The 26426-nt window shown below is 37.6% G+C and carries 28 protein-coding genes and 1 tRNA gene; 27 read left to right on the forward strand and 2 right to left on the reverse strand.

The window, feature by feature from the left end:
- Positions 1–31: 31 nt before the first annotated feature.
- The 23 genes from HCH28_RS12245 to HCH28_RS12355 all read left to right on the forward strand — a co-directional run bounded on the left by HCH28_RS12245 (position 32) and on the right by HCH28_RS12355 (position 21784).
- On the forward strand, positions 32–1579 hold the full coding sequence (locus HCH28_RS12245) for a fatty acid--CoA ligase family protein (protein WP_221681166.1): 1548 nt from the start codon (positions 32–34) through the stop codon (positions 1577–1579).
- A gap of 249 nt (positions 1580–1828) precedes the next feature.
- Entirely contained in the window at positions 1829–2476 is a 648-nt protein-coding gene (locus HCH28_RS12250) for a VTT domain-containing protein (RefSeq protein ID WP_004227966.1), read from the forward strand.
- 166 nt (positions 2477–2642) lie between these two features.
- The gene (locus tag HCH28_RS12255; protein WP_221681167.1) at positions 2643–3872 is read left to right on the forward strand and encodes an EAL and HDOD domain-containing protein; all 1230 of its coding nucleotides are present in this window, start codon (positions 2643–2645) and stop codon (positions 3870–3872) included.
- A gap of 162 nt (positions 3873–4034) precedes the next feature.
- Complete coding sequence (locus HCH28_RS12260) at positions 4035–4877, forward strand: YitT family protein (protein ID WP_221681168.1); 843 nt, start codon at positions 4035–4037, stop codon at positions 4875–4877.
- A 48-nt stretch (positions 4878–4925) separates the two neighbouring features.
- Entirely contained in the window at positions 4926–5249 is a 324-nt protein-coding gene (gene cccB, locus HCH28_RS12265) for a cytochrome c551 (protein WP_004227972.1), read from the forward strand.
- A 142-nt stretch (positions 5250–5391) separates the two neighbouring features.
- A complete protein-coding gene (gene hprK, locus HCH28_RS12270; protein WP_004227974.1) occupies positions 5392–6327 on the forward strand; it encodes an HPr(Ser) kinase/phosphatase in 936 nt (311 codons plus the stop codon).
- Positions 6328–6370: 43 nt separating this feature from the next.
- Positions 6371–7192: a prolipoprotein diacylglyceryl transferase gene (gene lgt / locus HCH28_RS12275; RefSeq protein ID WP_221681169.1), complete on the forward strand. Its 822-nt coding sequence runs from the start codon at positions 6371–6373 to the stop codon at positions 7190–7192.
- A gap of 13 nt (positions 7193–7205) precedes the next feature.
- Entirely contained in the window at positions 7206–7847 is a 642-nt protein-coding gene (gene ppaX, locus HCH28_RS12280) for a pyrophosphatase PpaX (RefSeq protein WP_221681170.1), read from the forward strand.
- A 5-nt stretch (positions 7848–7852) separates the two neighbouring features.
- Positions 7853–8395 (forward strand): acyltransferase, encoded by a 543-nt coding sequence (locus tag HCH28_RS12285; protein WP_004227988.1) that lies wholly within the window; start codon positions 7853–7855, stop codon positions 8393–8395.
- A gap of 850 nt (positions 8396–9245) precedes the next feature.
- Entirely contained in the window at positions 9246–10418 is a 1173-nt protein-coding gene (locus HCH28_RS12290) for an ATP phosphoribosyltransferase regulatory subunit (RefSeq protein ID WP_221681171.1), read from the forward strand.
- The gene (gene hisG, locus HCH28_RS12295) at positions 10411–11055 is read left to right on the forward strand and encodes an ATP phosphoribosyltransferase (protein WP_004227990.1); all 645 of its coding nucleotides are present in this window, start codon (positions 10411–10413) and stop codon (positions 11053–11055) included. The genes HCH28_RS12290 and hisG overlap by 8 nt, the downstream gene beginning before the upstream one ends.
- A gap of 32 nt (positions 11056–11087) precedes the next feature.
- The gene (gene hisD, locus HCH28_RS12300) at positions 11088–12362 is read left to right on the forward strand and encodes a histidinol dehydrogenase (protein ID WP_221681172.1); all 1275 of its coding nucleotides are present in this window, start codon (positions 11088–11090) and stop codon (positions 12360–12362) included.
- Positions 12363–12366: 4 nt separating this feature from the next.
- Entirely contained in the window at positions 12367–12966 is a 600-nt protein-coding gene (hisB, locus tag HCH28_RS12305; protein WP_004227994.1) for an imidazoleglycerol-phosphate dehydratase HisB, read from the forward strand.
- Positions 12963–13595: an imidazole glycerol phosphate synthase subunit HisH gene (gene hisH, locus HCH28_RS12310; RefSeq protein WP_221681173.1), complete on the forward strand. Its 633-nt coding sequence runs from the start codon at positions 12963–12965 to the stop codon at positions 13593–13595. The genes hisB and hisH overlap by 4 nt, the downstream gene beginning before the upstream one ends.
- A complete protein-coding gene (hisF, locus tag HCH28_RS12315; protein WP_221681174.1) occupies positions 13589–14350 on the forward strand; it encodes an imidazole glycerol phosphate synthase subunit HisF in 762 nt (253 codons plus the stop codon). Before hisH ends, hisF begins: the two co-directional genes overlap by 7 nt.
- Entirely contained in the window at positions 14347–14964 is a 618-nt protein-coding gene (gene hisIE, locus HCH28_RS12320; protein ID WP_221681175.1) for a bifunctional phosphoribosyl-AMP cyclohydrolase/phosphoribosyl-ATP diphosphatase HisIE, read from the forward strand. Before hisF ends, hisIE begins: the two co-directional genes overlap by 4 nt.
- 90 nt (positions 14965–15054) lie before the next feature.
- Positions 15055–16578: a tetratricopeptide repeat protein gene (locus tag HCH28_RS12325; protein ID WP_221681176.1), complete on the forward strand. Its 1524-nt coding sequence runs from the start codon at positions 15055–15057 to the stop codon at positions 16576–16578.
- A gap of 160 nt (positions 16579–16738) precedes the next feature.
- Positions 16739–17683: a thioredoxin-disulfide reductase gene (gene trxB, locus HCH28_RS12330; RefSeq protein WP_221681177.1), complete on the forward strand. Its 945-nt coding sequence runs from the start codon at positions 16739–16741 to the stop codon at positions 17681–17683.
- A 347-nt stretch (positions 17684–18030) separates the two neighbouring features.
- A complete protein-coding gene (locus HCH28_RS12335) occupies positions 18031–18498 on the forward strand; it encodes an NUDIX hydrolase (RefSeq protein ID WP_004228007.1) in 468 nt (155 codons plus the stop codon).
- Positions 18499–18507: 9 nt separating this feature from the next.
- Positions 18508–19401 (forward strand): RNase adapter RapZ, encoded by an 894-nt coding sequence (rapZ, locus tag HCH28_RS12340; protein ID WP_054549566.1) that lies wholly within the window; start codon positions 18508–18510, stop codon positions 19399–19401.
- A gap of 4 nt (positions 19402–19405) precedes the next feature.
- Positions 19406–20401: a gluconeogenesis factor YvcK family protein gene (locus HCH28_RS12345; protein ID WP_004228011.1), complete on the forward strand. Its 996-nt coding sequence runs from the start codon at positions 19406–19408 to the stop codon at positions 20399–20401.
- A gap of 65 nt (positions 20402–20466) precedes the next feature.
- The gene (gene whiA / locus HCH28_RS12350) at positions 20467–21414 is read left to right on the forward strand and encodes a DNA-binding protein WhiA (protein ID WP_004228019.1); all 948 of its coding nucleotides are present in this window, start codon (positions 20467–20469) and stop codon (positions 21412–21414) included.
- Positions 21415–21526: 112 nt separating this feature from the next.
- Positions 21527–21784 (forward strand): HPr family phosphocarrier protein, encoded by a 258-nt coding sequence (locus tag HCH28_RS12355; protein WP_004228023.1) that lies wholly within the window; start codon positions 21527–21529, stop codon positions 21782–21784.
- A 54-nt stretch (positions 21785–21838) separates the two neighbouring features.
- On the opposite strand, the gene clpP is transcribed toward HCH28_RS12355, so the two are convergent.
- Entirely contained in the window at positions 21839–22429 is a 591-nt protein-coding gene (gene clpP / locus HCH28_RS12360; RefSeq protein ID WP_004228025.1) for an ATP-dependent Clp endopeptidase proteolytic subunit ClpP, read from the reverse strand.
- Between the two features lie 308 nt (positions 22430–22737).
- Between clpP and HCH28_RS12365 the strand changes: the two genes are divergently transcribed.
- The 4 genes from HCH28_RS12365 (at position 22738) to HCH28_RS12380 (ending at position 25625) form a co-directional block, all read left to right on the forward strand.
- Positions 22738–22812: transfer RNA gene (locus tag HCH28_RS12365), tRNA-Arg, on the forward strand.
- A 499-nt stretch (positions 22813–23311) separates the two neighbouring features.
- On the forward strand, positions 23312–24109 hold the full coding sequence (locus HCH28_RS12370; RefSeq protein WP_221681178.1) for a basic amino acid ABC transporter substrate-binding protein: 798 nt from the start codon (positions 23312–23314) through the stop codon (positions 24107–24109).
- 86 nt (positions 24110–24195) lie between these two features.
- On the forward strand, positions 24196–24906 hold the full coding sequence (locus tag HCH28_RS12375; protein ID WP_004228035.1) for an amino acid ABC transporter permease: 711 nt from the start codon (positions 24196–24198) through the stop codon (positions 24904–24906).
- Positions 24903–25625, forward strand: a complete 723-nt coding sequence (locus HCH28_RS12380) for an amino acid ABC transporter ATP-binding protein (RefSeq protein WP_221681179.1) — start codon at positions 24903–24905, stop codon at positions 25623–25625. Before HCH28_RS12375 ends, HCH28_RS12380 begins: the two co-directional genes overlap by 4 nt.
- Positions 25626–25713: 88 nt before the next feature.
- Here the strand turns inward: HCH28_RS12380 and HCH28_RS12385 are convergent, their stop codons facing one another.
- A complete protein-coding gene (locus HCH28_RS12385; RefSeq protein ID WP_221681180.1) occupies positions 25714–26328 on the reverse strand; it encodes a spore coat protein in 615 nt (204 codons plus the stop codon).
- Positions 26329–26426 lie beyond the last annotated feature (98 nt).

Here is a 26426-nt window from a genome sequence, read left to right on the forward strand (position 1 = left end):
ATTCATTTTATACGATAAGGGGATGGTGTAATTGAATTTAGTTTCACGTGTTCGTCAACAGGCAACAGAACAACCTGAAAAAGTGGCGTATCATTTTATGGGGAAAGATACGACTTACGGGGAATTTGAGCATACAGTTGGCCGCTTTGCAAAGGGATTACAAGATTTAGGCGTTGAAAAAGGGGATCATGTGGCGTTTTTACTCGGCAACACGCCACACTACTTAATTGCCCTCTATGCAACAATGCGCTTAGGGGCAACAGCGATACCTGTTAATCCAATCTATACACCGGATGAAATTTCTTACATTTTGCATAATGGAGATGTAAAAGCAGTCATTGCTCTGGATATGTTGCTACCATTGGTTGAAAAAGGTGTACAAGCATTTCCACAAGTAAAAACATTTATAGTTTGTGAAACCACGCCAGATATAGCGGAAAAAGTGGCAGCTTTATCACCACAAGCACAAGAAAAAACACATTTATTTACACATGTAATCGCCAAAACCACTGAATCTTTACAACCTGTTGAAGTTGCAGAGGATGACAATGCTATTATTTTATATACTTCAGGAACTACAGGTAGTCCAAAGGGGGCCATGCTGACACATGGCAATGTTTACTCAAATGCACGCGATGTGGCGCATTATTTAGGCATTAATGCAGAGGACCGTGTTATTGCGACACTACCTGTCTTCCATGTATTTGCCTTAACGGTAGTGGTGAATGCGCCTTTATTAAGTGGGGCAACAGTTTTACTTGCACCACGCTTTAGCCCTAGCGAAATTTTCGCTTTAGCTCGAGAGCAAAAAGCAACGGTATTTGCTGGTGTTCCTACTATGTATAATTTCTTGTACCAATTACCTGAAGGCAATCCTGAAGATTTCTCGACAATTCGTTTAGCTATTTCAGGTGGTGCCTCCTTGCCTGTTGCGCTATTACATAATTTCGAACAGAAATTTAATGTGCGAGTGTCAGAGGGCTATGGCTTATCTGAAGCTTCACCCGTTACATGTTTTAATCCATTAGATCGTGATCGTAAAGCTGGCTCTATTGGAACATCCATTAGCAATGTCGAGAATAGAGTGGTCGATGTTAATGGTCAGGAAGTACCTGTGGGCGAAGTTGGAGAGCTAATTGTACGTGGTCCAAACGTGATGAAGGGATACTATAAAATGCCTGAAGAAACGGCGATGGCGATTCGTGACGGCTGGCTCTATACAGGAGATTTGGCAAAGGTAGATGAAGAAGGGTATTTTTACATTGTCGATCGTAAAAAGGATATGATTATTGTAGGGGGCTTTAATGTTTATCCTCGTGAGGTGGAGGAAGTGCTGTTTGCCCATAATAATATTGTAGAGGCAGCGGTGGTAGGCTTCCCAGACCCTAACTTAGGGGAAGCGGTACATGCCTATGTTGTGTTGAAAGAAGTAGCTGCTACTACAACAGATGATCTACTATCCTATTGTGCTAAACATATGGTGAAGTATAAGGTTCCGAAAGTAATTGAAATACTGGATGAACTACCAAAAAACACAACAGGAAAAATATTAAGACGCTCATTAAAAGAAAAAGTTTAAACGAGAAAAGCTACTATTGAAAAATGGTAGCTCTTTTTTTGTACATTATTCGTATAATAGTAAAATCAGTTGAGAGTAGATGTCTGTAAGTGATAAAATCAAACTTGTGAAATCTTCTACATACTTTTCAAGAGCTTGTCATATAGTGAGGAAGTAATGTAAAAAGACGTACAAAACTGGAACCCTTTGAGGTGAAGCCACGTCAAAACTTTTAAGTAAAAATACTATTGAAAGAGAGCATACAAAAACATGTTAGAACTCATTAAGGAGTTAATAAGTTTTATTGTGCATATCGATGTGCATTTAGAAGAAATTATTCGTGATTTTGGCAATTGGAGCTATCTTATTTTATTTGCGATAGTTTTTGTAGAAACAGGGGTTGTTATTTTCCCATTCTTACCTGGTGATTCCTTGTTATTTGCAAGTGGAACATTAGCTGCGGCAATGGGCGCATTCGATATGTGGATTTTAATCCCTGTATTTTTAGCAGCAGCTATTTTGGGCGATACGATGAACTATCATATTGGTCATAAGGTAGGGACATCTATTCCGCCAAAGAGCCTCCTCGGTAGAGTTGTTAAAAAAGAGCGTATGGAAGCAGCTGAAAAATTCTTTAATACACATGGTGGGAAAACGATCGTAATCGCACGTTTCATGCCATTTATTCGTACATTTATCCCGTTTGTGGCGGGTGCAAGTAAAATGAAATATAGTTATTTCTTATTTTATAATATTTTTGGTGCAATTTTATGGGTATTCAGTTGTACATTATTAGGTTACTTCTTTGGGAACATTCCAATTATTAAAGATAACTTCTCAGTTGTCCTAATTTTGATTATCATTATATCCGTTGTGCCAGCAGTGATCGGTGCAATAAAATCCAAAGTAGGTAAATAATATGGACAGTCCTTAAGTGATTCATCATCACGGGGACTGTCCTTTCTTTTTTATTGGCTGAAAAAGCCAAGTTGGCATGTTAAGTTTAGCTTGAAGTATAAGCATCAGGTCGTAAAAAATGTTATACTATAAATTACTAGAAAATGGAGAAATGGGGGGCAATGGAATGGAAGTATTCATTGGCAGACAGCCTATATTTAATCTTCATGAGCAAGTCGTTGCATATGAATTGTTATACCGTAGCAAAAACGTAAATGCCTTTCCAATGGTCGATTCAGATGCAGCAACGATTGATGTACTTGTGAACTCATTTCTTTCAATTGGTTTTGAAGAGGTAACGAAAGGGAAACCTGGATTTGTTAATTTTACTGAAAACTTATTGATGAGCTCTATACATGAATTTTTAAATCCCTCACAGGTAGTGATTGAGATATTAGAGGATGTTCCACTTACCTCTCAATTAGTGGAGCGTGTAATTGAGCTAAAAAAACAAGGGTTTCAAATTGCCTTGGATGATTTTATGATGGATGATCAAGTGAAAGTTTATGATGAATTATTTGAACAAATTGATTATATAAAGGTGGATTTTTTAGCTTCTTCCATCGTAAAAAGAATGGAAATCGAAAATAAAGTTAAGGAGAAATTTCCACATATTCAATTGCTCGCTGAAAAGGTAGAGACGCGTCATCAATTTGAAGTCGCTAAGTCCTCAGGCTATGTGTTATTTCAAGGTTATTTTTTTGAACAACCGCAAATAATACGAGCAACAGACATTCCAGCAAATGCGATTCAATATATTCACATTATCTCCCTACTAAAAGAGGAAGAACCAAATATTCATTTGCTAGCAGAAAATATTGAACGAGATATTTCATTGACATACAAATTATTGCAAATGATTAATAACTCATCTAAACGTTCTAAATCTAAAGTGCGCTCCATCAAGCAGGCGATTGTGTTATTGGGCGTATCGAATTTACGAAAATGGATTTATTTATTGGCCATGCGTGAAATTGATATTGATGCTGATTCCGATCTTTTTAAAGAAGTGATGTGTACGTCTTTATTCCGAGCTAAAGTTTGTGAAAAACTAGCTAAGCTTGCTTATAAAAAGAATTTCTCAGAATATTTTTTAGTTGGCATGTTTTCTCTAATTGACACATTACTTCAAAGACCGATGAATGTTATTTTACAGCAACTACCATTCTCAGAAGATATTACGAATACCATTTTAGGCTTTGAAACGGAAATGACTCCTTATTTGGAGTTTAGTATTGCGTTAAGTAAACTTGATTGGCCGCGATTAGAAGAGCTAGCTGTACAGTTGAATATACAGTTAGTTGACATTGATCTTTTATATTATGAAGCCATCGAATGGGCAGAAAAATCATTTTAAACCAATCAACAAAAGCTATCTTATTGATTCATGTAAGATAGCTTCTTTTATATTTCCTCACCATAGTATCCCTTCATCATGATGAAGTTCTCAATGCTAAAAGTATTTGCTATAATCATCTCGTCTTAAAAAAATTCTGATAGTTGAAGTGGGCGTGGGGAAATGAAACATGATGTGAGAGATAGCATTGTGGAGTATGTGTATGTCATTGTAGGAGCGGCAATAATTGCTATTGGTTTTAATGTCTTTTTATTACCAAATCAAGTCGCTTCAGGTGGGGTAAGTGGAATAAGTACGATTTTGCATGGTTTATTTGGTTGGAATCCGGGAATTGTTCAATATGCATTTAACATTCCGCTTTTTATTGCTGGTGTTTTATTACTGGGCAAAAAATTTGGAATAAAATCCTTTATTGGGACAATCACATTACCTTTTATCGTCTTATTGACAAATAGCTGGGAGCCCTGGACTGATAATCCTTTATTGGGTGCTCTTTTTGGTGGAATTATTGTTGGTCTAGGAATAGGACTGGTCTTTAAGGGGAATGCTTCAACTGGTGGCACTGATTTACTGGCGCAAATCATTACGAAGTTTACAGGATTGTCGCTTGGAACAAGTGTGCTGTTAATAGATGGCGTTATCGCAATTAGTGCAGCAATTGTTTTTGACTTAGAAAAAGGTTTGTATGCTCTGATTGGACTTTATGTTACCACAAAAACGATTGATATTATTCAGCTAGGTTTTAGTCAGTCTAAAATGGTCTATATCATTACATTGAAACAAGATGAGGTAAGGGAAGCCATTTATGCTGAAATTAATCGTGGTGTAACGAAGTTACCAGCAATTGGAGGATATACAGGAGAAGCACGACCAGTTCTAATGGTTGTTGTTTATCAAACAGAATTCACAAAGCTGAAACAACTCATTAAAAGCGTTGACCCATCAGCGTTTGTTATCGTTTCTGATGCATATGAGGTATTAGGAGAAGGTTTCAAACGTGCATAATTTTGGTATAATGGCGGCGTAAGGTATTTATTACGAGGAGGGGTACTAATGAAAAAAGCAATGTTAACATTAGTGTTCGGATCAGCAATCTTCTTAGCTGCATGTGGCGGCGGAGATAAAACTGCATCTAATAATGGTAATGAAAGTGCTACAGAGCCAGATGGCGAAGCAATAGCGATGAAATCTTGTGTTACTTGTCATGGTGGCGAGCTACAAGGTGCAAATGGTCCAGCATTAAATGATGTAGGTTCACGTTTGTCTGAATCAGAAATTTTAGATATTATAAATAATGGTAAAAACGGCATGCCTGCAGGACTAGTAAAAGGTGCAGATGCTGAAGCTGTTGCTAAATGGTTAGCAACGCAAAAATAATTGCTTTTTAAAAACTAGCGGGCTGGAGAGCCGCTAGTTTTTTTAGTGCAAGTAAACGCTGTAATGAGAGTAAATACATTTCTTTTACACATAGACATGCTAAAATAAGATGAACCTTATCCATTGATTGGAGGCTTTTTCATTGGTCGTAGTATTAACAAGAGATGTTATGGAGAAATTTAAATTAGAGTTATTAGCTGGTGAAGAAGGAATAGGCAGGACAATTGTGACAAGTGATATCTCAAGACCAGGGCTTGAAATGGCAGGATACTTTACTCATTATCCAGCAAATCGAGTACAATTGCTTGGCAAGACTGAACTTTCCTTTTTTGAAATGCTCCCAGCAGATGTTAAGCTTGAGCGTATGCGTTTACTTTGTTCACAGGATACACCTGCTATTATTATTTCTAGAGATTTAGAAGTACCAGAGGAGCTTATTCAGGCCTCAAACGAAAAGCATGTACCTGTGTTTAAAACACATATGACAACAACCAAATTTTCGAGTAGATTGACGAACTACTTAGAGGGGCGCTTAGCTCCAATGACAGCAGCACACGGAGTACTTGTCGATGTGTATGGCATTGGAGTGCTTATAATCGGTAAAAGCGGCGTAGGTAAAAGTGAAACAGCACTTGAGCTTGTAAAAAAGGGTCATCGTTTAGTTGCTGATGATTGTGTTGAAATTCGTCAAGAATCAGAAAACCTATTAATCGGAAGCCCTCCACCTTTGTTAGAGCACTTATTGGAAATACGAGGCATTGGCATTATTGACATTATGACACTCTTTGGTGCAAGTGCAGTACGCCCCTATAAACGTATTACCCTCATCATTGAGCTCGAAATATGGGATCCACAAAAAGTTTATGATCGATTGGGATTAGAAGAAGAAAAAATGAAAATAATTGACACGGAACTAACAAAACTAACAATTCCAGTAAGACCTGGACGCAATGTCTCCGTTATTATTGAAGTGGCAGCGATGAACTATCGTTTAAAGAAAATGGGCGTCAATGCGGCAGAGGAATTTTCAAGACGTTTAGATGAAGTAATTTCATCAAATGATGTGTTAGACGATTAAAAAGCGGACAACATTGTTCATGACATATTGAGAGGAGTAGAAGATGGATTTATTACTATTGCAAATTGACCCGATTGCCTTTCATTTAGGACCAATTCCAGTTCGTTGGTATGGATTGCTGATTGTGTCGGGAATCATTTTAGCCTATGTTGTAGGGCAAAGAGAGGCAGTTAAGAGAGGTTTGCCTGAAGACTTTCTTGCAGATTTATTATTATGGGCAGTTCCTATATCTATTATCTGTGCACGTATTTACTATGTGTCAATGCGATGGGATTACTATAGCGAAAATCCAGGCAAAATCATAGAGATATGGAATGGTGGTATTGCCATCCATGGTGCACTCATCGGGGCATTTGTCACAGCTTACATATATACTCGTATAAAAAATGTAAGCTTTTTACGAGTAGCAGATATTGCAGCACCTAGTATTTTAATCGGGCAGATTATTGGTCGATGGGGCAACTTTATGAACCAAGAGGCTTATGGTGGCGAGGTATCGAAAGCATTTTTAGAAAACCTAATGCTCCCAGACTGGATTATTAATCAAATGTATATTGAAGAATTAGGTTCATATGTTCATCCCACTTTTTTATATGAATCGATTTGGAACCTAGTTGGGCTTATTATTTTATTAGCTTTGCGTAAAGTGAACTTACATCGAGGAGAAATATTCTTTAGCTATTTAATTTGGTATTCAATTGGTCGTTTCTATATCGAAGGAATGCGCACAGATAGCCTTTACTTAGTGGGAGATTTACGTTCAGCACAGGTTGTATCCATTATTGGTATTGTAGTTGGTCTAGGTGCAATTATTTATCGTAGAATAAAGGTAAAACCAGCCGTAAAATACTTGGATAATAAATAAGGGGTTGTAAAAGATGGCTGTTAAGGCACTACTATTTGATTTTGATGGGACTTTACTAAATACAAATGATTTAATAATTCAAACATTTATGCATGTATTAAATGAGCGATTTCCCGGGCAATATTCGCCAAAAGATTGCCTGAAATTCATTGGTCCATCATTGAAACAGACATTTAATGACATTGCACCAGGTGAAGAAGACGATTTGATAGAGAGGTATCGCGCTTGGAATATTGCACACCATGATGACCTAGTCAGCCAATATCCTGATGTTGTGTCGACTCTAGAGCAGTTAAAAGCTCAAGGTATAAAATTGGCTATTGTTTCGACGAAACGTAATGAGACAATCGATCGTGGACTTGCTATTCTTGGTGCAACGCATCTATTTGATGTACGTATTGGTACAGATGATGTGAACAATGTGAAGCCTGATCCAGAGCCAGTATTGCTTGCGTTGGAACGATTAGGGATAGAAAAAGACAATGCGATTATGATTGGTGATAATTCGCACGATATTGAAGCTGGACATCGTGCTGGTGTTAGAGCAGCAGGTGTTGCTTGGGCAATTAAGGGAGAGGCTTACTTACAGCAGTATCAACCAGAATATATGTTGCAGCATATGTCAGATTTATTTGATATTGTGAAAGAGGGGTAAGGTAGATGGCGCGTAAAACAGAACGTTATCGTGTCGAAGGAGCCAATTCACTTTGGAATATATATGACACGGTGTCCTTTTGGAAGGTGATGAAGTGTTTCATTGTCATTCAAATCGGACGCTTCACACCATTTTTACGTGTGAAAAACTGGCTATATCGTACTTTTTTAAACATGACTATTGGTAAGCAAACGTCATTAGCCTTAATGGTCATGCCAGATACCATGTTTCCTGAACGTATTTTCATTGGAGACAATACGGTGATTGGTTTTAATACAACCATTTTAGCACATGAATATTTAATAGAGGAATATCGCTTAGGTGATGTTCATATCGGAAATGAAGTAATGATAGGGGCAAATACAACCATTTTACCAGGTGTAACAATCGGTGATGGTGCCATTGTTTCAGCAGCAACTCTTGTCCATAAGGATGTGCCAGCAGGCTGTTTAGCAGGGGGTAATCCAATGCGAATAATTTATACTGCTGCACAAATGACAGAGCGCAAACGTAATGAGGCTGTAGAGTGGTGTACACCAAAGAAATAAAAAAACTCACGTAGTATAGAGATATACTTCGTGAGTTTTTTGCATATAAAGCTACTCCAAAAAACACTAGTTTTGGAGTAGCTTTTACTGTTTAAGCAAGAACTGCGTCATAATCTGATTTGAATTCACATGTGTCATGATCACCTAGGCAAGTTGTTTCAACAAAAGTTGATTTAATTGCAGTCCCATCAATGTCTTCAGTTGTGTGAAGTGTTACCTTGTCACCAGGATAAAACTAGCCTTTACAAATACTAACGATCATTTGCTCACTAAGTTGTACGAATGGACATGCCATAATAAATCCCTCCAATGTGTAATGTATATGGTTCTTTTTGTTATTAATGCTATTCTATATTAGTTTTTTTGGAGTGTGAAAAGAAAAATAGAATGAGAGTAATAATCAATAAAAAAATTGATATAAAAGCATTCTTGATGATAATGAGATTGAGATTCATTTTAAGTGGTTGGTTAAAAATGATTGTATAAATATAATTATTGGTATTGAGAATACTCTAGTGAAAACTCTTTATTTTTAACAATGATTTGTTAGGAGAGAATCATTATCAATTTTTAGCGAATACTTTAAGTTATTAAAAATTGATTTGTCACAATTTAGACATACTCTCGTTCTCACTAAAGTATTTTGTCAAATTTTAAGTAAAATGAGTCATGCTTTTTTTGCAAATCTTTTCAATTCAATGTGTATAATTAACAGAATAATAAGTTTTTAAAGATTTCGATAATTAATGAGGATATCGTTGACTGTATTATTGAAATAAGTTAAAATTCTTTCATAATCTAATTCTCTAATACTCTAGTGAATTAAAGTAAAATGTGAGGAAGTGTCCATATGTCGTCGATAAAAATGTTTGAAAAACCACTTGGAATGCGCGATACATTCCCGCAAATCTATGAGAAAGTTGAAGCAGTTAGACATGCTGGCAGAGACTTTTTATATAAAAGGGGTTATGAGTTTATTAAAACGCCTGCGGTGGAGTATTTCGATACAGTGGGAAAGGCTTCAGCGATTGCTGATGCTCATTTATTTAAGTTAGTGGATAGCCAAGGAAATACATTAGTGCTGCGACCAGACATGACTACACCAATTGCTCGAGTAGCTACATCGAAACTATTAAAGGAAATGATCCCACTACGTCTTGCTTATTTTGCAAGCGTTTTTCGGGCCCAGGAAGCAGAGGGAGGCAGGCCTGCTGAGTTTGATCAAATGGGAATTGAGTTAATAGGTGATCAATCAGTTTTTGCCGATGCAGAAGTTATTGTAACGGCAATGGAGCTATTAAAGCATTTTAAATTGGAAGAGTTTAAAATCACAATTGGACATGCTGGTATATTAAATTGCATTTTACAAGATTACACAGAGAGTATCGAACAGCAAATAACGCTTAGAACATTGCTTGTCCAACGAAATTACGTAGGGTTTGAAGAAGCCGTAGCGTCATTTGATCTACCAAAAGCTAAATCCGATGCCCTCTTACAATTTATTGAAGAAGCCATGAATGTCAGAGATATACGAGATATTGAAAAATATGTCCGTAAAAATGATGCATTAGAATATATGCAACAACTAGCTCAACTACTTGAAATGGCTGACTTAGCTGATTATGTAGCTTTTGATTTCACACTTTCGAGTCATATGAGTTATTACACAGGTATGCTATTTGAAGTATTTGCTGTAGGAAGTGGCTTTCTATTAGGAAATGGTGGTCGTTATGATGGCTTGTTAGAAGTTTTTGGTTCCAAGGTTGGTGCTACAGGATTTAGTATTCGTGTGGATCGTTTATTAGAAACATTAAATGGACAGTCAGTGAAACGACAGGAAGCAACAGTTGTTCTTTTTGAAGAAGAACAATTTGAGGCAGCTTTACTAAAGGTTAAAAATTTACGAGCATCAGGAAAATTAGCTACTTTGCAGTTACGTAGTAGTCTAGTCGATGAGGCGGCCTTTTTAGCATACTTTACAGAAGTGGTGGTAGTTGGACAGGAGGAAGTTGGCGGTGAATGAATTAACGATTGCAATGCCCAAAGGAAGAATCTTTGAAGAGGCATATCAAATGTTGTTAGAGGCAGGTTTTAATTTACCAGAAGAAGTAGAAATGTCACGTAAATTAATGATTGAAATACCAGAGGAAAAAATTCGCTTTATTTTATCAAAGCCAATGGATGTTCCTGTCTATGTTGAACATGGTGTTGCTGATATTGGTATTGCTGGTAAGGATGTTTTGTTAGAGCAACAGCGAGAGGTGCACGAATTACTTGATTTGAAAATTAGTAATTGCTATATCGCTTCTGCAGGCCTACCAAACACCTCCATGAATGAGATTGCGCCTAGAATTGCTACGAAATATCCGAATATTGCCATGAAGTACTACAAAGGCATTGGAGAGCAAGTAGAAATCATCGAGCTCAACGGTTCTATTGAATTAGCACCAATGATTGGCTTAGCTGATCGAATTGTCGATATTGTTTCTACAGGTCGGACATTAAAAGAGAACGGCTTAGTAGAATATGAATTTATTACTGCTGTCTCTTCTCGATTAATTGCAAACCCTGTAAGTTATCGTATGAAAGGTGAGCGTATTATTGATCTCGTGAAGCGATTAAAGAAATGTGTGAATGAGCAAAAAAGTAATCATTTGTAGCTACATATGAAGGACTAAAGGGGATTCATCCTATGAAAATAACAAAGCTTGAAAAAGGCATTTCCTTAAAAAGACCACTTGAAGGAGGAAATGAGGAACAAATAAAAGTTGTACGACAAGTGCTTTCGGATGTTAAGGCACAGGGAGATGCGGCGTTACGCACCTATACTGAGCGATGGGATGGCTATGTCCCTAAAAGTTTACGTGTCTCTGAAGCAGAAATACAAGAAGCAGTAAGTGAACTCAATCCTCAACTATATAAGGACTTAGCGGAAGCAGCAGAAAATATTCGTTTTTATCATGAACAACAGATGCGTTCAGGGTATCGCCTAGAACTGGGAGATGGTTCTTGGTTAGGCCAACGGGTAACTGCTTTAGATGCAGTAGGACTATATGTTCCAGGGGGGACAGCAGCCTACCCTTCATCGGTATTGATGAATGTGATACCAGCGCAGGTTGCAGGGGTGAAACGTATTGTTATTACTTCACCAGCAGGGCCGAATGGGAAACTACCAGCAGGTGTACTGGTGGCGGCTCACCTTTTAGGGATTGATGAGATTTATAAAGTTGGTGGGGCACAAGCAATAGCTGCACTTGCCTATGGCACGGAAACAATTTCCCCAGTTGATAAAATAACAGGCCCAGGAAATATTTATGTGGCACTTGCCAAACGTGAGGTATTTGGAGAAGTGGCCATTGATATGATTGCAGGACCGAGTGAAATTGCTGTGCTGGCTGATGACACAGCCTATCCTGATGAAATTGCTGCAGACCTTTTATCACAAGCAGAGCATGATCCACTAGCTTGCGCCATTCTTGTCACAACCTCCGAGCAATTAGCCAAAAAAGTAGCTGAGGAAGTAGAGAAGCAGCTGCTGAACTTGCCGCGTCAAGAAGTAGCTCGTGCTTCCATAGAGAAATTTGGGGTAATTTATGTAGCTGAAACGTTGGCAGATGCAGTGGAAGCCATTAATTCATTAGCACCGGAGCATTTGGAAATTGTGACGGCAAATGCAGAGGCGCTAGCTGAGCAAATTAGACATGCTGGTGGTATTTTTATAGGTCGGTATAGTTCTGAGCCAGTTGGTGATTATTTTGCAGGGACCAATCATGTACTACCAACCAATAGTACGGCTCGTTTTGCAAGTGGCTTAAATGTTGATGATTTTGTGAAAAAATCAAGTATTGTTTACTATAGTGAAAAAACCTGGAGAGACAATGCACCAAAAATTGCACGTTTAGCGCGTATGGAAGGCTTAGAGGGCCATGCTCGTGCAGTGGAATCACGTGGATGGGAGAAGGAATAGGACGATGACAGAAAAGAAACGATATGCAAAGATAGAGCGTACAACGAATGAAACGCAAATTTCAGTAGCAATTGATTTAGATGGTGAAGGCAAGGCAGATATCCAAACAGGCGTTGGATTTATGGACCATATGCTTGATTTATTTATTAAGCACGGACTATTTAATGGCACAATACATGCAAATGGCGATACTTATATTGATGATCACCATACAACAGAAGACCTTGGTATTGTATTAGGACAGGCTGTTCGAGAAGCACTTGGTGATAAGAAAGGCATAAAACGCTATGGTAACGCCTTTGTACCGATGGATGATGCACTAGCTCAGGTAGTTGTCGATTGCTCGAATCGACCTCATCTAGAGTATCGTGTGCCAGCATTAAAAGAAAAAGTAGGAACGTTCGATACAGAATTAGTTCATGAATTTTTATGGAAGTTTGCCCTTGAGGCAAGGATGAATGTTCATGTAATTGTTCCTTATGGACAGAATACACATCACATTATTGAGGCAATTTTCAAAGCATTAGCACGTGCGATTGATGCCGCAGTGGAAATTGACCCGCGTGTTAAAGGCGTACCATCGACTAAGGGGCTGTTGACGTGAAAATAGGTGTCATTGATTATGGAATGGGTAATTTATTTAGTGTGGAGCAGGCTTTAAAAAGGCTAGGCTGTGAAGTTATTATAACGGCTGATGAGAAGGCGTTAGATGCAACTGACGCACTTTTATTACCTGGGGTGGGTGCATTCCCTGATGCCAGAAAACGTTTAGCTGAAACAAACTTAGACCAATATTTACAGAAGGCACAAAGAGAAAACCGTCCTCTTTTAGGAATTTGTCTAGGTATGCAATTATTATTCGAGCAAAGTGATGAGGTAACCCCAACAAAGGGGCTAGGGTTTTTCAAGGGGTGTATTAAACGCTTTAGCGGCATCCAAGACAGCCAAGCATACAGAGTACCACATATGGGTTGGAATGAACTGATTGTAACAAATCGTCCTGCATGGTTACACAATGAAGTATCAGCGAAGCATGTCTATTTTGTTCACTCCTTTTATGCAACAGATATAGGAGAATCAGAGCTTGTTGCCTATGCTGATTACTATGGCATTAAAGTACCTGGTATTGTGATGAATGGTTCTGTGACTGGCATGCAATTTCATCCTGAAAAATCAGGGGAATTAGGTGTTTATTTATTAGAGCAATGGTTGAAAGGTGTGAAGGCATGCTAACAAAACGTATTATCCCATGTCTTGATGTGAAAGAAGGTCGTGTTGTAAAAGGTATACAATTTGTTTCTATCCGAGATGCAGGAGATCCAGTGGAGCTTGCGAAGTTCTATGATGAACAAGGAGCAGATGAACTTGTATTTTTAGATATTTCTGCTTCACATGAAGGTCGAGAAACGATGGTAGATGTCGTTCGTCAAACAGCGGCTACGCTTGCCATACCCTTTACTGTTGGCGGAGGCATTCGTACGTTGGAGGACATGAAGCGTATTTTACGAGCAGGTGCTGATAAAGTTTCAGTGAATACATCCGCGTTGGAAAGACCTGCCCTTATTCAGGAAGGCTCTGATTACTTTGGCGCACAATGCATTGTTGTAGCAATCGATGCTCGCTATAGTGAGGAAGATAGCACATGGATGGTTTATACACATGGTGGACGCAACAAAACCTCTTGGTCAGCCATTGAGTGGGCCAAAGAGGCTGTACGCTTAGGAGCTGGTGAAATTTTATTAACAAGTATGAATCAAGATGGAGAAAAATCAGGCTTTGATTTAGCCTTAACCAAAGCAGTGCGTGAAGCTGTGACAGTCCCTGTGATAGCTAGTGGTGGGGCGGGACATGCCGAACATTTTTACGAAGTATTAGCACATGAGGTGGATGCAGATGCTGCACTAGCAGCCTCCATCTTCCATTATAAAGAAACAAGTGTAGCGCAAGTAAAGGAATACTTACGTGAAAAAGGAGTGGCAGTAAGATGATAGAGAACATTCAATTTGATGAGAGAGGTCTTGTTACAGCTGTAGTACAAGATGCCAATACAAAAGAGGTATTAACAGTAGCTTATATGAATAAGGAGTCATTAGCTAAAACAATTGAATCAGGGGAAACTTGGTTTTATTCTCGTTCCCGTCAAGAGCTTTGGCATAAGGGAGCAACAAGTGGCCATACACAACAAGTGATTTCAATCAAAGCGGATTGTGATCAAGATGCGTTAATAGTAGAGGTTCTACCAACAGGTCCAGCATGTCATAATGGGACAATTTCTTGCTTCACTGAGGTTATTCAGCAAAAAGAGAAGGTAGGCTCTGTGGACATCATTTCTAAACTTGCCCGTGTCATCGAAAAGCGAGAGCAGGAAATGCCAGAAGGAGCGTACACTACATATTTATTTGATAAGGGCATTGATAAAATCTGTAAAAAGGTTGGGGAAGAAGCAACAGAGGTGGTCATTGGAGCCAAAAACCGAGATGCTGAGGAAGTAAAATGGGAGGCAGCTGATTTAATATATCACCTACTCGTATTATTACAAGAACAAAAAGTAAGCATTTATGATGTTCTACATGTGTTGGAAAAACGTCACGAGGAGAAATAACAGCATATTATTGATTGTGTGGTATAATAGGAGTTACTGTGTAAAGGAACGTAGAATACGTTCCTTATTTCTTGTTTCGGAGGAAATATATTGGAAAAGAAACGTCAAAATGAGACTCAATCGAATATAGTGTCGTTCATTCCAACAGGCGACTATTATTATAAGAAATCAATACAAGCAATGAACAGTGGACAAATGAATAAAGCCTATAAATATTTACAGCGTGCGGTAGATTTAAGTCCCGACGATCCAATGATTATCTTGCAGTTAGCCATAGTAGAGTTAGAAGGTCAACGTTTTGAGGAAGCGTATGATCTACTTCGACGCGCCTATCAAATTGATCCAGATAATCCAGAAATCATATTTTACATGGCAGAAGTATCAGGGTGTGTGGGCATCATGCATGATGCTAAACGCTTTGCAGAAGAATATTTAAAGCTAGAACCTGAGGGTGCTTATGCGGATGAAGCAGCAGAAATATTAGAGTTTGTCGCTTTTGAGCAAGATGATTTTGAAGAGCTTGAAGGCTCTGGTGAGGATTTATATCGTCAGGAGCAAGCTCGTCGTTGTATGGAAAAGGGAGATTTTCCTGAAGCTATTACTATTTTAGAAGATTTAATTGAAGATCGACCAGCATTTTGGTCAGCCTATAATAATCTAGCACTCGCTTATTTTTATGTTGGAGAAGAAGAGCAAGCAAAGGCTCTCTTGCATACAGTGCTACGTGAAAATAAGGGCAATCTACATGCATTATGCAATTTAACGGTGATTGCGTATTATGAAAAAAACGAAGAGGATTTACAAGAACTGTTAAATGTTCTTATTAAAATTCAACCCTATACTTGGGAGCATCGTTATAAACTTGGTGCTACCTTAGCCTTAATCGGCCAATATGAATTAGCCTATAAATGGTTGCGCAGTATGCAAAAGAGAGGCTATGTAGGAGATGCAGGATTTTACTTTTGGCTGTCACATGCTGCTTATTTCTCAGGACATGAGGAGATTTCGAAAAGTGCATGGGATCAGCTACTAGAGTTAGACCCAGACAAAGAGGGCTTCGAACCTTGGCGCCAACAAGAAAATGAATATGGACTTGATGCATTGGAGCATGATCGTGATTTTATTGTTGAAAAATTAGAGAGTACTTATACAAGTGAGCGCATTTTTGGTTTATTTTTACTGAAAGGTACAGCGCATAAGCAAGAAATTATCGCCCATCCGAAATGGATTAATATTGAACAATTTGGCTCTTTTGAAAAATTGTTTTTGGCTTATGCACTTGGACATGAATTTGATAAGAAAAATAAAGTAGAAGCAAGCTTTTTACGATCAGTACAGGTTTCAGAAATTTTATTAGAACAGTATGGAAAGCTATCATCATTAATTGTACCGATGTTTCAAATGTGGTTTGTGCTATGTGAACAAGCGTTAATAGAAAATTATCGTTTTACAAATCCAACAGCAATTGCAGGAGCAAATGATTATTTATTCAGATCTTCGCAAATGCTTAAAGTGACAAAAAAGGAAATTGCGCAGCAATATGGAGTATCTGTATCTACTTTATCGAAGTATATTGACGAAATCTTAACGTTTTTGCCAAACAGTCATGATTAATGTGAGCAACATAGTTGAATAACTTTATACTTTCACATACGATGAACATACTAACGCTATCACCAATTTTTCCTTAATGTCATTGATCTTCTTCTATAGATGACGTTGCGTGAATTGGTTGAATGAAGATAAAAAGTATTCTGTTTAGGGGGAAGTATTTATGTCGGAAGAAAAAATTTATGATGTAGTAATTATTGGTGCAGGACCTGCTGGGATGACTGCCGCTGTCTATACATCTCGTGCAAATTTGTCAACTTTAATGATTGAACGTGGCATTCCTGGTGGACAAATGGCAAACACAGAAGAAGTAGAAAACTACCCAGGTTTTGAGACAATCTTAGGACCAGAGCTTTCTACAAAAATGTTTGAGCATGCGAAAAAATTTGGTGCTGAATATGCCTATGGTGATGTCACAGAAATCATCGATGGAGAAGAATATAAAACAATTAAATCAGGTGCAAAAGAATATAAAACACGTGCCATTATTATTACCACTGGTGCAGAGTATAAAAAAATGGGTGTGCCTGGTGAAAAAGAACTTGGTGGCCGTGGTGTCAGCTATTGTGCAGTATGTGATGGTGCATTCTTTAAACAAAAAAATCTAGTTGTCGTAGGTGGCGGAGATTCAGCTGTTGAAGAGGGTGTTTATTTAACTCGCTTTGCTGATAAAGTGACAATTGTCCACCGTCGCGATAAATTACGTGCACAAAAAATTCTACAAGATCGTGCCTTTGCCAATGAAAAAATTGATTTCATTTGGAATGCAACTGTAAAAGAAATCAATGAAGCGAATGGTAAAGTTGGCAGTGTAACACTACAATCAACTATTGATGGTACAGAATCTGAATTTGCTACAGATGGTGTCTTCGTCTATATAGGTATGCTACCTTTAACTAAACCATTTGAGTCATTAGGTATTTTAAATGAGGCTGGCTATGTTTTGACAAATGAAACGATGGAAACAAAAATCCCAGGTATCTTTGCAGCTGGAGATGTTCGTGAAAAATCACTTCGTCAAATTGTAACAGCAACTGGTGACGGTAGTATTGCCGCACAAGCTGTTCAACATTATGTAGAAGAGCTATTAGAGAAAATTAATGCCTAATATGGCTATTTTAAGGAAAAAAATACAATTTTAATGTGGTTTTAATATTGCTGTAACTTGAATGACATATAAAAGGTGTATGATTAAAAATGTAATTAGCAATCCCCCTTTTATTTTGTTTAGTAGGTTGTTTCCGCCTCCAATAGGTGGGAGCAACCTACTTTTTTTGTGTAAAAAATCAAATAATAATATCACGAAATACGTAAATTTTGCGCAAGATGAAGTGGTTATCTTTAAATAGAACTAAATTGTTAATTGTCTGCGTACAAGAGTTGTAAATGAGGACAAAACTTACAAGGTCTTGTTATAATGAAGAGTAGAATGCAAAAGTGATTAGAGGTGTGCCTATGCAAAGAATTGCAAATTTAATTGCCGTAAAAGACGGTAAAGTATTATTACTTCAGAAACCAAGACGAGGCTGGTATGTAGCTCCAGGAGGGAAAATGGAGAGTGGCGAGTCAATCTTTGAGGCTGCTATTCGAGAGTTTCAAGAAGAGACAAACGTCATACCTTTACATGTTCATTTAAAGGGTGTTTATACGATGATCATTAAAGAAAACAATGACGTAGTGGATGAATGGATGCTCTATACATTTGTTGCCAAGGATATAGATGGAGTACCATTTGAAGAAACAAGAGAAGGCAAACTTGCATGGCACCCAGTAGAGGATTTAGCACACTTGCCAATGGCTGAAGGAGATCGAACTAATTTACAATTTGCTGTTTCGCAATCTGGCATTCAGTATGGCACGTTTGACTATACAACGAATTTTGAACTACTTCATCAGAAAATACAAATTTCAAAAGAACAATAAAGGAGTTGCATGACAGTGGTGGTTGAAGGCCAACAAAGTACACATGAATTGGTTATTATTACAGGAATGTCTGGGGCTGGGAAAACAGTAGCTATTCAAAGCTTTGAGGATTTAGGGTATTACTGTATTGATAATTTACCACCTGCGTTACTTACAACTTTTTTAACCTTATTAAGAGATTCTGGTAAAAACAGTACCCGAATTGCAGCAGTAATGGATATGCGCGGAGGCGACTTTTTTGATGCTCTAATTGGCGCATTAGACCATATACTAAAAGAAGGCGATATTGTTGCTCGTATTTTATTTTTAGATGCAGATGATGCCACATTAGTCAGACGTTATAAAGAAACAAGACGTGCACATCCATTAGCAGTGAATGGTTTACCTCTAGATGGAATTAAACAGGAACGAGTACTTTTATCTGAAGTAAAGGGTCGTGCCAATTTTGTTTATAACACATCTAACATGAAACCAAAGCAATTACGTGAAAAAATCGTCAAAGAATTTGCAAGTGAGGCAGATACTATTTTTACCGTTAACATTATGTCCTTTGGCTTTAAACATGGTATGCCGATTGATGCGGACTTAGTGTTTGATGTTCGTTTTCTTAAAAACCCGTATTATGTGGAGGAGCTACGTCCAAAAACGGGTCTTCAAACAGAGGTATCTTCTTATGTGTTAGCGTTGGAAGATACGCAAATCCTTATACAAAAACTGACGGATTTATTAGACTTTATGATTCCTCTCTATCGACAAGAAGGCAAATCACAGCTTGTTATTGCTTTTGGTTGTACTGGGGGCCAGCATCGCTCCGTGACATTAGCAGAATTTTTTGGTGCATATTTTGCGGGCAAGGAAAATACGGTTATTACGCATCGTGATATTAATCGTAGAAAGGAATGAGTGAATGGGGAAAAAGCAAACAAAGCTTGTAGTAATTGGTGGTGGCACAGGGCTCTCCACGTTACTTCGCGGGCTGAAGCATCACCCATTTGATATTACTGCTATCGTAACAGTAGCAGATGATGGTGGATCTTCAGGTCGTTTACGTGATGATTACGATATCCCACCGCCTGGTGATGTACGCAATGTGATTGCAGCATTATCAGATATTGAGCCCCTTGTAGAGCAAATGTTTCAATACCGTTTTTCGGCATCTGAAGATTTACGAGGTCACTCCTTAGGGAATTTAATGCTTACAGCCCTTACTGATATTACAGGTGATTTCAATCATGCTATCAGTGAGATGGGAAAGGTTTTAAAAGTTCATGGTCGAGTTATTCCAGCTGCAAATAAAAAAATCACCTTACATGCTGTGCTTGAGGACGGTTCAATTATCGAGGGAGAATCAAAAATCCCGACAGCGACAAAACGCATTAATCGCGTTTTTTTAGTACCTGAAAATGTGCAACCGTTACCAGAAGCTATTCGTGCAATACTTCGTGCAGACTATATTTTAATAGGACCAGGAAGCTTATATACCAGTATTATTCCGAATTTGCTTGTTAAGGAAATAGGTGAAGCAGTTGTTAAGGCTAAAGGAAGAAAAATATATGTTTGTAATTTAATGACACAAAAGGGTGAAACCATTTCTTATACAGCAGGCGATCATGTAACAGCCATACATAGGCATGTTGGCCATGATTTTATCGATTCCATTTTAGTAAATGATGAAGAACTCCCTAACCCTGTAAAAGAACTGTATAAAGAAGAAAGAGCGGAACCAGTAACATTTGATGTGGCAAAGCTTGAAAGTATGGGATTAGAAGTTATCAAACGAGACATTGCTACAATTCGACCAGATGGAACGGTTCGACATAATGCTACAAATGTTGCAGAATGGCTGGTAGATTATGCTGATATTTACCATCAAAAAGTAAGAGGACCAATAATAGAAACATAATGGCTTTATTGTATATGGTAAGATGAACATATACATAGAAATCATGATTGAAAGGGGGGCGTGATATGTCTTTTGCTTCTGAAACAAAAAAAGAATTGACACAAATAGAAGCGGACAATCATTGTATGAAAGCAGAAGTTTCTGCCCTAATTCGTATGAATGGTTCATTATCCTTTGCAAATAAACAACTAAGCTTAGACGTGCAAACCGAAAACGCTGCAATTGCCAGAAGACTATATACGATTATGAAAAAATTGTATCCGTACAATGTGGAATTACTTGTTCGTAAGAAGATGCGATTGAAAAAAAATAACGTGTATATATGCCGTGTAAGAGAAGGGGCACGTGAGCTATTAATTGATTTAGAAATCATCTCAGACGACTTTCAATTTAACCATACTATCTCAAGAAAGCTCATTCAAAAGAGTGGCCAAAAAAGAGCTTATTTAAGAGGAGCCTTTTTAGCAGGAGGTTCCGTCAATAATCCAGAAACATCGGCTTATCATTTAGAGGTTTATTCTTTATATAAAGAACATGGTGAGGCATTAATGGATTTAATGAATGAATTTGAACTCAATGCCAAAACAATTGAACGTAAAAAGGGCTTTGTGACTTACTTAAAGGAAGCGGAAAAAATTTCAGATTTCCTTAATATTGTTGGCGCGCATCAGGCTATGATGAAATTTGAAGATGTTCGGATTTTGCGAGATATGCGTAATAGTGTCAACCGTATTGTGAACTGTGAAACTGCCAATTTAAATAAAACCATTGGAGCAGCATTACGGCAGGTTGAGAATATTCGATTTATTGAAAATTCAATTGGTCTTGATCAACTACCAGAGAAGCTTCGTGAAATAGCACGTCTCCGTGTTGAATACCAAGATGTGACATTAAAAGAGCTTGGTGAAATGGTATCTAGTGGAACGGTTAGTAAATCAGGTGTTAACCATCGATTGAGAAAAATTGATGAGATTGCGGATGCATTAAGGCGTGGTGAAAAAATAGGTGGTTAAGTTATCATACTTTTCAGGTATGAATGTCATGCTAATCGCTTATTGTTCTTTTGCCAGTAAGTAAGGTAAGATAAAACTAACAGACGAACGGTAGTGAAGGGGAGTTTTGAGAATGATTGAGAGAAGAGTCCAGGTTAAATTAAAATTAGGACTACAAGCTAGACAAGCAGCACTATTTGTGCAGGAAGCAAATCGTTTTAGTGCTGATATCTTTCTAGAAAAAGATGAGAAAAAAGTAAATGCCAAATCCATTATGGGTGTTATGAGCTTAGCAGTTGCTAAAGGTACCGAAGTGACTTTAAGCAGTGAAGGTAACGATGCTGAGCAAGCGGTTACAGCATTAGCAACAATTATTGAAAATGAAGATTAACACTCATTAAATACAAAAGGCATCACAGAGCAATTCTGTGATGCCTTTTATTTTTTATTTATTATCGCTACGGTGCATGATATGATCGATTAAACCGTATTCTTTTGCACGTTCAGCAGTCATGAAGTTATCGCGATCTGTGTCTCTTGCAATGACTTCAAGTGGTTGACCAGTGCGTTCAGATAAAATGCCATTTAATTTCTCGCGTAAGAATAGAATACGTTTAGCAGCAATTTCAATTTCTGTCGCTTGACCTTGTGCACCACCTAATGGTTGGTGAATCATGACTTCAGCATTTGGTAAGGCAAAACGTTTACCAGGTTCTCCAGCTGCAAGTAGGAAAGCACCCATTGATGCAGCCATACCAATACAAATTGTTTGGACCTGTGGTTTAATGATTTGCATTGTGTCATAGATAGCCATACCAGCCGTAATGGATCCACCAGGTGAGTTAATATAAAGAGAGATATCTTTATCTGGATCTTCTGCCTGTAGGAAAAGAAGCTGAGCGACAATGGAGTTAGCAACATTGTCATCAATAGCACTTCCTAAAAGGATAATACGGTCTTTAAGTAGACGTGAATAAATGTCATATGCACGCTCACCACGACTAGTTTGTTCAATAACTGTAGGAATTAAATTCATGTTAAATCCTCCTTAAAAAGCTAAATTCGAATACCTTTGCTGAAAATTTTCCTTTGTATTTCAGCTGTATCCTTATCATACACATTATAGTCAGGGAAGGTCAAATATTAACCCTGCTAAAGTGAAATTAAAAAAATAAAATGTTTTTGCATTCTATGGTTGAATTATATAGGATAGGCTTGTATAATGATTAAGGTTATAAGGTTTAAAGTACAGGTCACTATTTTGCAGGTATGCTTCAAAAATGAGGGTTATCTACATCATGCTTTTCGTAAGCCTAGAGTGAGTACTTTTTTTTTGTGTCTTTTGCCCTCGTGGTGTAATGGATAACACGTAAGATTCCGGTTCTTGCACTGGGGGTTCGATTCCCTCCGAGGGCGCCATTTTACTGATTAATTGATATACTGTTATAGCTCATCTCCTAATAAGTAGTTTAGCAGCCTGCTTACTGGAGATCGAGAGGAAGAATAAAGGGAATACTGTCCTAGTTGGCATTATTCCCCTATTTATTCCTTTCAAACCTTCAAAAAAGCAACAACTCCAAATTATTTTTTAGTGAACATACTGTACGTGAGACTAGAAATAGTCGAAAAAAAGAATCCTATCTGAGGGGATTCTTTTTTTTTTGCCTAAATTTATCGAAATTTGGCATGGTTCTCATTGTATATATATTAGTTTTAGGTTGATTTTCTTGTTATTTATACATATTTTTTCAAATTATATGAATTTAATATAAATTTATATGAAAAAATATTTAATTTTATGCGAAAAGTTGTTGTCTAAATACTATAATGTTAATATAATTGACCTAATAGTCTAACATTTCCGAATTGCGAAAAATAATGCGTAATTCGGAAAATTATCGAACTAGGGGGAAATACAATGAAAAAAACAGGTTGGATGTTACTGATGATAATTGCAGCATTAACATTAGCACTTGCAGGATGTGGTACAAAAGATGATGCATCTTCAGGAAGCTCTTCTTCAGAAGATGGTGGAGATGGCAAAAAAGTTTATAAAGTAGGTACTGAGGCTACTTTTGCACCATTTGAATCTGTTGACGATTCAGGGAAAATTGTAGGGATTGATGTCGATATTTTACAAGCTATTGCAGATGAGATGGACTTTGAGGTTGAGTGGAATAATATTGGATGGGAGCCAGTGTTCCAAACAATTAAAAACGGTGAAACAGATATCGGTGCTTCTGGAATCACAATTACGGAAGAGCGTAAAGAATCATTTGATTTTACAGAACCGTATTATGAGTCTCAGTTATTAATTGTTGTGAAAGAAGATTCAAAAATTAAATCTCTTGATGAATTAAAAGATAAAAAAGTATCTGTACAAATTAATGCTACTGGTCATATGGCGGCGAAAAAGCTACAAGGGGAAGCAAGTACAAATATTATGGCTTTTGAAAGTCAGCCAATCGCTATTCAAGAAATGTTAAATGGGAATGTTGACGCAGCTATCGGAGATAACGCAGTAGTTTATGAATATATCAAAGCTCACCCAGATCAAAAACTAAAAGTAATTGAAGATGATGCATTCGAAAAAGAATACTATGGCTTCATGGTTCAAAAAGGAAATAAAGAATTGCTAGATAAATTAAACGAAGGTCTTAAAAAAGTTAAAGAAAACGGTAAATTAAAAGAAATTACAGGCATTGATTTTCAATAAAAATGAATGAAATGATGCTATTAACATAGTAACTGTGCTAACGGCTCATTTATTAATCGTAATTTAAAGGGGAATGGGGTTTTCGGATGGACATCTTTGACTTACGCTGGGACATTGTCTGGAACTACCGAGATATGTTTATACGAGGTATTGGCGTAACACTTATTTTGACACTTAGTGGTTATTTTGGCGGTATTCTATTAGGGCTATTTTTAGGCCTTGGAAAATTATCGAGTAAGAAATGGATTTATTGGCCATCTAAACTATATATCGATTTATTCCGTGGAACACCGATGCTTGTACAAATCTTGTTAATTCACTTAGCAGTTATTCCAACAATTTTTGGTCATTCTTTAGGTTATATGGTATCAGGGATTACAGCGCTTATTTTAAACTGTGCTGCTTATAATGCGGAAATTTTCCGTGCAGGGATTCAAAGTATTGCAAAAGGGCAAATGGAGGCTGCTCGTTCTCTTGGATTAACGCATAACCAAGCAATGCGTAAGGTCATTTTGCCTCAAGCTTTTAGACGTATGATTCCGCCATTGGGGAATGAATTTATTGCATTATTAAAAGATTCTTCACTCGTAACTGTAATTGCAGCACCAGATATTTTATATGCTAGTAAGGTCGTAGCTGGTGCAAGCTTCCGCTTCTGGGAACCGTATATCGTTGCAGCATTATTATATTTAGTGTTGACATATGGTGTAACGAAGATTGTAGCATTTATCGAGAAACGATTTAGCAATAGTTACGTCCCTCGTAAAGCTAAGGTAGAAGGGCGGGAAGCAAGATGATAAGAATTGAAAACCTACACAAATACTTTGGCAAGCTTGAAGTATTAAAAGGAATCGATTATGAAATTCAAGAAAAACAAGTTGTCTGTGTTATTGGGCCATCTGGTTCAGGAAAAAGTACATTTCTCCGTTGTATCAATATGTTAGAAGAAGTAACGGATGGTGCTATTTATATTGAAAATGTAAAAATTAATGATCCTAAAACGAATATCAATGAAATACGCGCTGAAGTGGGTATGGTGTTCCAACAATTTAACTTATTCCCGCATATGACTGTTATCGATAATGTCACGATGGCACCTATGCAAATTCGTAAAATGAGTCGTACAGACGCAGAAGCTCTAGGACATGAACTATTAAACAAGGTTGGGCTCGACAGCAAGGCCTATAATTATCCTGAGCAGCTTTCTGGTGGTCAGCAACAGCGTGTGGCGATTGCTCGTGCCTTAGCAATGAAGCCAAAAGCTATTTTATTTGACGAACCAACTTCAGCCCTTGACCCTGAAATGGTAAAAGAGGTGCTCGATGTTATGAAAAATCTAGCAGCTGAAGGGATGACAATGGTTGTTGTGACACATGAAATGGGCTTTGCTCGTGAAGTAGGCGATCGAGTAGTCTTCATGGATGGGGGCTATATTGTAGAAGAAGGGTCTCCAGAGGAACTATTCGGTAATCCACAAAGCGACCGTACGAAAGCATTTTTAGGAAAAGTATTATAAAGCAGAAAAAGCGAACGAGCATGTCGTTCGCTTTTTTTGTGCTAAAAACAGCAGAGCATGGTGAATATTCACCATGCTCTGTTGTTATTTAATGAAGGGGATTAGATGTTGTGTCGAATGCATTCAGCATCGTTTGCATATCCTGTTGGGAATACTGAGGCACCTGATAATAGCCGTGTTTGTTTTGATAAATGGATAATTCGTATCCCATTTCAATGCAGTTAGGAATACTATCCGCAACAACGCGACGAACTACAGGGTTTGTTGTCTCCAACGCAGCAGTTGTCATACATTTTGCTGCTCCTTTTTGAGCACCGAGTAAAAATCCAGAAATAGCTTCATCATTAATTTCATTAGCGTTTTGCATTGGCTTTTTTGGTTGACCAGGGTTTAGGCCATATATGAAATCATTTCCTGTTTCCATCTGGTAGCGTCCTGTTGGAACAGATGGATCGTGTCCTGTTTTAAAGGACTCAACGATCGTATTGTACATACCAAGAGTGAAATTATATTGGCGATCCAAGATGTTGAGTAATTCAGGATCTTTTACATGGGGACGCAAAATAATCGCTTGGTTCATACCTGCAATAATTTCGCCAATTGTTTCATGCATGTCCATCATTTCATGTCCACCATGATTTAGGCTATGTTGTTGATTTAAATTTGTTTGGTTTGATGATTCATTGTAAAACGATTGTGACAAAAAAAACGCCTCCTCAATAATTTTTTGTTGCAGTATTTAGTATGGCGTGTCAATTCGATTTCATACGGTATAAATGTAAAGGTAAAAATGTAGACTAA

This window comes from Lysinibacillus sp. K60 (assembly GCF_019731275.1).
Classification (GTDB): domain Bacteria; phylum Bacillota; class Bacilli; order Bacillales_A; family Planococcaceae; genus Lysinibacillus; species Lysinibacillus capsici.

Excerpts from the sequence above, each read along its gene's own strand:
- HCH28_RS12250 (WP_004227966.1), top strand. The coding sequence starts at position 1,829 with ATGTTAGAACTCATTAAGGAGTTAATAAGTTTTATTGTGCATATCGAT.
- HCH28_RS12255 (WP_221681167.1), top strand. The coding sequence starts at position 2,643 with ATGGAAGTATTCATTGGCAGACAGCCTATATTTAATCTTCATGAGCAA.
- HCH28_RS12260 (WP_221681168.1), top strand. The coding sequence starts at position 4,035 with ATGAAACATGATGTGAGAGATAGCATTGTGGAGTATGTGTATGTCATT.
- cccB (WP_004227972.1), top strand. The coding sequence starts at position 4,926 with ATGAAAAAAGCAATGTTAACATTAGTGTTCGGATCAGCAATCTTCTTA.
- lgt (WP_221681169.1), top strand. The coding sequence starts at position 6,371 with ATGGATTTATTACTATTGCAAATTGACCCGATTGCCTTTCATTTAGGA.
- ppaX (WP_221681170.1), top strand. The coding sequence starts at position 7,206 with ATGGCTGTTAAGGCACTACTATTTGATTTTGATGGGACTTTACTAAAT.
- HCH28_RS12285 (WP_004227988.1), top strand. The coding sequence starts at position 7,853 with ATGGCGCGTAAAACAGAACGTTATCGTGTCGAAGGAGCCAATTCACTT.
- HCH28_RS12290 (WP_221681171.1), top strand. The coding sequence starts at position 9,246 with ATGTCGTCGATAAAAATGTTTGAAAAACCACTTGGAATGCGCGATACA.
- hisD (WP_221681172.1), top strand. The coding sequence starts at position 11,088 with ATGAAAATAACAAAGCTTGAAAAAGGCATTTCCTTAAAAAGACCACTT.
- hisB (WP_004227994.1), top strand. The coding sequence starts at position 12,367 with ATGACAGAAAAGAAACGATATGCAAAGATAGAGCGTACAACGAATGAA.
- hisF (WP_221681174.1), top strand. The coding sequence starts at position 13,589 with ATGCTAACAAAACGTATTATCCCATGTCTTGATGTGAAAGAAGGTCGT.
- hisIE (WP_221681175.1), top strand. The coding sequence starts at position 14,347 with ATGATAGAGAACATTCAATTTGATGAGAGAGGTCTTGTTACAGCTGTA.
- trxB (WP_221681177.1), top strand. The coding sequence starts at position 16,739 with ATGTCGGAAGAAAAAATTTATGATGTAGTAATTATTGGTGCAGGACCT.
- HCH28_RS12335 (WP_004228007.1), top strand. The coding sequence starts at position 18,031 with ATGCAAAGAATTGCAAATTTAATTGCCGTAAAAGACGGTAAAGTATTA.
- rapZ (WP_054549566.1), top strand. The coding sequence starts at position 18,508 with ATGACAGTGGTGGTTGAAGGCCAACAAAGTACACATGAATTGGTTATT.
- HCH28_RS12345 (WP_004228011.1), top strand. The coding sequence starts at position 19,406 with ATGGGGAAAAAGCAAACAAAGCTTGTAGTAATTGGTGGTGGCACAGGG.
- whiA (WP_004228019.1), top strand. The coding sequence starts at position 20,467 with ATGTCTTTTGCTTCTGAAACAAAAAAAGAATTGACACAAATAGAAGCG.
- HCH28_RS12355 (WP_004228023.1), top strand. The coding sequence starts at position 21,527 with ATGATTGAGAGAAGAGTCCAGGTTAAATTAAAATTAGGACTACAAGCT.
- clpP (WP_004228025.1), bottom strand. The coding sequence starts at position 22,429 with ATGAATTTAATTCCTACAGTTATTGAACAAACTAGTCGTGGTGAGCGT.
- HCH28_RS12370 (WP_221681178.1), top strand. The coding sequence starts at position 23,312 with ATGAAAAAAACAGGTTGGATGTTACTGATGATAATTGCAGCATTAACA.
- HCH28_RS12375 (WP_004228035.1), top strand. The coding sequence starts at position 24,196 with ATGGACATCTTTGACTTACGCTGGGACATTGTCTGGAACTACCGAGAT.
- HCH28_RS12380 (WP_221681179.1), top strand. The coding sequence starts at position 24,903 with ATGATAAGAATTGAAAACCTACACAAATACTTTGGCAAGCTTGAAGTA.